The following is a 3296-nucleotide window of genomic DNA, read 5'->3' as shown; positions in this document are numbered from 1 at the left end:
TCCGCGCGCACACCACCAAAATCCTCCCCCATCGGGGGAGGTGGCGCGGGCGCGACTGCGCCCGTGACGGAGGGGGCCGAAGCCGGACCGTGCCGGGCGGGGCAGGGCTGGATCGCCGATGGCGCGCGGCGGGCCGTCAGCCGGCCTCCCCGCCAGCCCCCTCCACCGCTCCGCGGTCCCCCTCCCCCGATGGGGGGGGTTATATACTTGACAAAGCAGCGTTGAATCCGTAGGGTTTTCTCACTGGAGAGAGCCATGAACCTGACTGACCCCATCTTCGCCGACGCCGACAAGGCCCGCGCCCATCTGGAAAAGACCCGTTGGCCTCATGGCCCGGTCTGCCCTCACTGTGGCGTGGTCAATGAAGCCACCGCCATCAAGGGCCGTAGCGCCCGCGCTGGCCTCTACCAGTGCAACGCCTGTCGGGAGCAGTTCACCGTCACCGTGGGGACCGTCTTTGAGCGCTCCAAGGTGCCGCTGAACAAGTGGCTGCTGGCCACCTACCTGCTGTCGTCCTCAAAGAAGGGCATCAGCGCCCACCAGATCGGCCGCACCCTGGGTGTGACCTACAAGACCGCGTGGTTCATGTGCCACCGCATCCGTGAGGCCATGACCATCCGTGATGGCGGCGCTCCCATGGGCGGCGAAGGAAAGTTCGTTGAGGCCGACGAAACCGTCATCGGCGGCAAGGAAAAGAACAAGCGCCTGTCCAAGCGCAACCCGAAGAACATCGGCGCGGTCGGCAAGCAAATCTGCTTCTCGCTCGTTGAGCGCGGGGGCCGTGTCCGCTCGTTCCACGTCCCTTCGGTCAACGCCAAGACCCTGCGCCCGATCATCACCAAGCACGTGCGCCGCGAAAGCGCCCTGATGACCGACGACGCGGGCCAATACCGCATCATCGGTCCCGAGTTCGCCCGCTACGAAACCGTCAATCACGGGATTGAGGAATACGTGCGCGGCGACGCCACCACGAACACGATTGAGGGGTTCTTCTCCATCCTCAAGCGCGGCATCAACGGCGTCTATCAGCACGTCTCGGAAGCGCACCTGTCGCGCTATCTGGCGGAGTTCGACTTCCGCTATTCCAACCGCGTGGCCCTCGGTGTGGACGACACCGCTCGCACGAACGAAGCCCTGCGCGGCATCGGCGGGAAGCGCCTGATGTATCGGCGGACTGACGAAGCCTGTTACGCGTAAGCAGAAGGCGAGACGCATCCACAGGATGCGAACGGGCAAAGCTGGAACAAAGGGGGAATCGCCCTAAAAGGGTCGATGGCCGGGCGTGCGCCAACACGTCCCGGCCGTTTTCTCCAACCGCTGTGAGGCAGCGACCAGATGTTTCAGAACTTCAACAATCCCCTGAATCGGGGCTTGGGTCAACGCCAGACAGCTTCCCATAAGGATGTCTTTATATGGCGCTGTTCCTGATTACCTACGACCTTCGCAAGCCGGGCCGAAACTACGAGAGCCTATACGAGTTGCTCCGTGATACGTGGGAGGCCAAACCCATAGCGGAGTCAGTTTGGTTGGCAGAACTGAAGGGGCCAGCCCCCACGATACGCGACTTCATTTTCGGGGAAGTCGATGCCAACGATCGTGTAGTCGTGATCGAAATCACTGACGGGGCAGACTGGGCAACGGGCCACGGCATGCCTGATGGGGTTGCCCTTCTACGCCAATACTCTCCGTGAGATCAGGTGCCCAAAACTCGTCTCTCACCTTCACTGGGACCCCCAACAGGCGGGCGGCGTAGATGGCGAGCCAAGACCTAAACGACTTCATTTTGCCTCGGGCGCGGGCGTCGGCTCGCGCCCTTCTTTCTTCTCGACGTGCGGCGTGTGCGGCGTGTTCACGAGGTTCTCTAGAACCCGCTGAAACTCCGCATCGTCTTTTGGCGATTCAGGCTTAGGTTCTTCGGTCATGACAGATGCTCCGAGAGAGAGCCCTTTCGAGATGCGCCGCGCGGATTATTTCGCGGGCCTGGGCGAGTTCATCCACGTCTTTTCACAAGTCGAGGCGCAACTCCAGTACGCCCTCTGGAGCGAGGCTGGCGTCTCCCCAGAAGTCGCCAAGGCCGTATTCTCAGGCGTCAGGCTCGATCAGGGCAAGAGCCTGATTATCCGCCTTCAGGACGCCACGCGAAAGGCCCGAAATCCAGTCTTGGAACGCGCGTTCTCTCAGCTAACCGTTCTGACAAACGCCCGAAACGACATCGTCCACTACGGCGCCAGGTTTCGGGGCGGGGGCATTGAAGTCTCGACCGCCATGGCCGCACACATCCCCGACCGGCTCCGCATCATCCCAATCGACGAAGGGACGTTCCGCGCCATGATCGCGGACCTCTACCAGATCAAATGGGTGATCGATCTCCATATCATCGGGAAGGGGCGGACGCCGCCCGACTACGGGAAGTGGGTCAGGCAGGCCGCAGAGCTGCCATGGCAGTATACACCGCCTCAGCAGTCTCCTCCTCAGAAGCCGCGCCAAACGCCGCATCCAATGCGATCGCGCCAGCGCGGCGCATCTCAAGAGTAACCTCAATCTCAGCACCGGCCTGTCGGGCGGAGTTATGTGATTCGGGGGTCTGCTTTGTCAAGTATATAACTCCCCCCGATGGGGGAGGATTGTTGGGACCCGATCATGGCCACCCCTCCGCCTTCCCCGGCGGGATCCCCTGATCCTCCCGCCATTCCTCCCGGTTGGCGTCCAGGGTGACCTGGTCCAGCATGACCACGTGCCGCAGCCGCCCGTGCTCATCCCAGAACGCCTCGGTCCAGTCGTGCTTGCGCATATAGTCCCGGTCCGCCGCCGCGACCTCGGGCCCCAGCCGTTCGGCGCGCCAGTCCAGCACGAAGCCCGCGTGCCACAGGGGCACATCGTCCAGCGGCCCGCCCTGCATGGCCTCGGCCAGCTTGAGGGCCAGCCGCCGGGTCTCCTCCCGCTGATACAGGAACGCCTCCATGGCCCGCTTCGCGCGCTTGTCCCAGCCCTCCACCGGCTCCGGCTCGGGGTCCCCGGGCCGCCGCCGCCGCCACCCTTCGGAGGCCCGCCGCTGCCACAGATTGGCCAGCCCCACGTCATACCGCTGCGCCAGCGACGCCCCGGTCTCCCCGCGCTCCCACCCGCGCCGGATCTCGGCCCAGGTGTCCTCGCATCGGATCTTCGGCGGCTTGCGCTCGGGCATATCGTACGGATCGTACATGCCGGGCAGGGTAGGGCGCCGAAACGTCAAAACCGGACGTAGTCCTCCCCCCTTGGGGGAGGGGGACCATGCGCAGCATGGTGGAGGGGGCCTC

Annotated in this window: 5 protein-coding genes; 3 read left to right on the top strand and 2 right to left on the bottom strand. The window is 64.1% G+C overall.

The features are described from left to right. Window positions 1–255 precede the first annotated feature (255 nt). Both C0461_RS13975 and C0461_RS13970 read left to right on the top strand, forming a co-directional pair. Entirely contained in the window at window positions 256–1197 is a 942-nt protein-coding gene (locus C0461_RS13975) for an IS1595 family transposase (protein ID WP_292107866.1), read from the top strand. Between the two features lie 215 nt (window positions 1198–1412). Next, the gene (locus C0461_RS13970) at window positions 1413–1691 is read left to right on the top strand and encodes a hypothetical protein (RefSeq protein WP_292107864.1); all 279 of its coding nucleotides are present in this window, start codon (window positions 1413–1415) and stop codon (window positions 1689–1691) included. A gap of 87 nt (window positions 1692–1778) precedes the next feature. Here C0461_RS13970 and C0461_RS13965 read toward each other — a convergent pair whose 3' ends face one another. Continuing rightward, the gene (locus C0461_RS13965; protein WP_292107863.1) at window positions 1779–1922 is read right to left on the bottom strand and encodes a hypothetical protein; all 144 of its coding nucleotides are present in this window, start codon (window positions 1920–1922) and stop codon (window positions 1779–1781) included. Between the two features lie 31 nt (window positions 1923–1953). Here C0461_RS13965 and C0461_RS13960 point away from each other — a divergent pair, with 31 nt between their 5' ends. Further along, complete coding sequence (locus tag C0461_RS13960) at window positions 1954–2535, top strand: hypothetical protein (protein WP_292107862.1); 582 nt, start codon at window positions 1954–1956, stop codon at window positions 2533–2535. 103 nt (window positions 2536–2638) lie between these two features. Here the strand turns inward: C0461_RS13960 and C0461_RS13955 are convergent, their stop codons facing one another. Continuing rightward, window positions 2639–3232: a hypothetical protein gene (locus tag C0461_RS13955; protein ID WP_292107860.1), complete on the bottom strand. Its 594-nt coding sequence runs from the start codon at window positions 3230–3232 to the stop codon at window positions 2639–2641. Window positions 3233–3296: the final 64 nt, after the last annotated feature.

Source organism: Brevundimonas sp. (assembly GCF_013823285.1).
GTDB lineage: Bacteria > Pseudomonadota > Alphaproteobacteria > Caulobacterales > Caulobacteraceae > Brevundimonas.
The sequence above is the reverse complement of the archived record's forward strand: the minus strand, read 5'-3'. Positions and strand labels throughout refer to the sequence as shown.

Excerpts from the sequence above, each read along its gene's own strand:
- C0461_RS13975 (WP_292107866.1), top strand. The coding sequence starts at position 256 with ATGAACCTGACTGACCCCATCTTCGCCGACGCCGACAAGGCCCGCGCC.
- C0461_RS13970 (WP_292107864.1), top strand. The coding sequence starts at position 1,413 with ATGGCGCTGTTCCTGATTACCTACGACCTTCGCAAGCCGGGCCGAAAC.
- C0461_RS13965 (WP_292107863.1), bottom strand. The coding sequence starts at position 1,922 with ATGACCGAAGAACCTAAGCCTGAATCGCCAAAAGACGATGCGGAGTTT.
- C0461_RS13960 (WP_292107862.1), top strand. The coding sequence starts at position 1,954 with ATGCGCCGCGCGGATTATTTCGCGGGCCTGGGCGAGTTCATCCACGTC.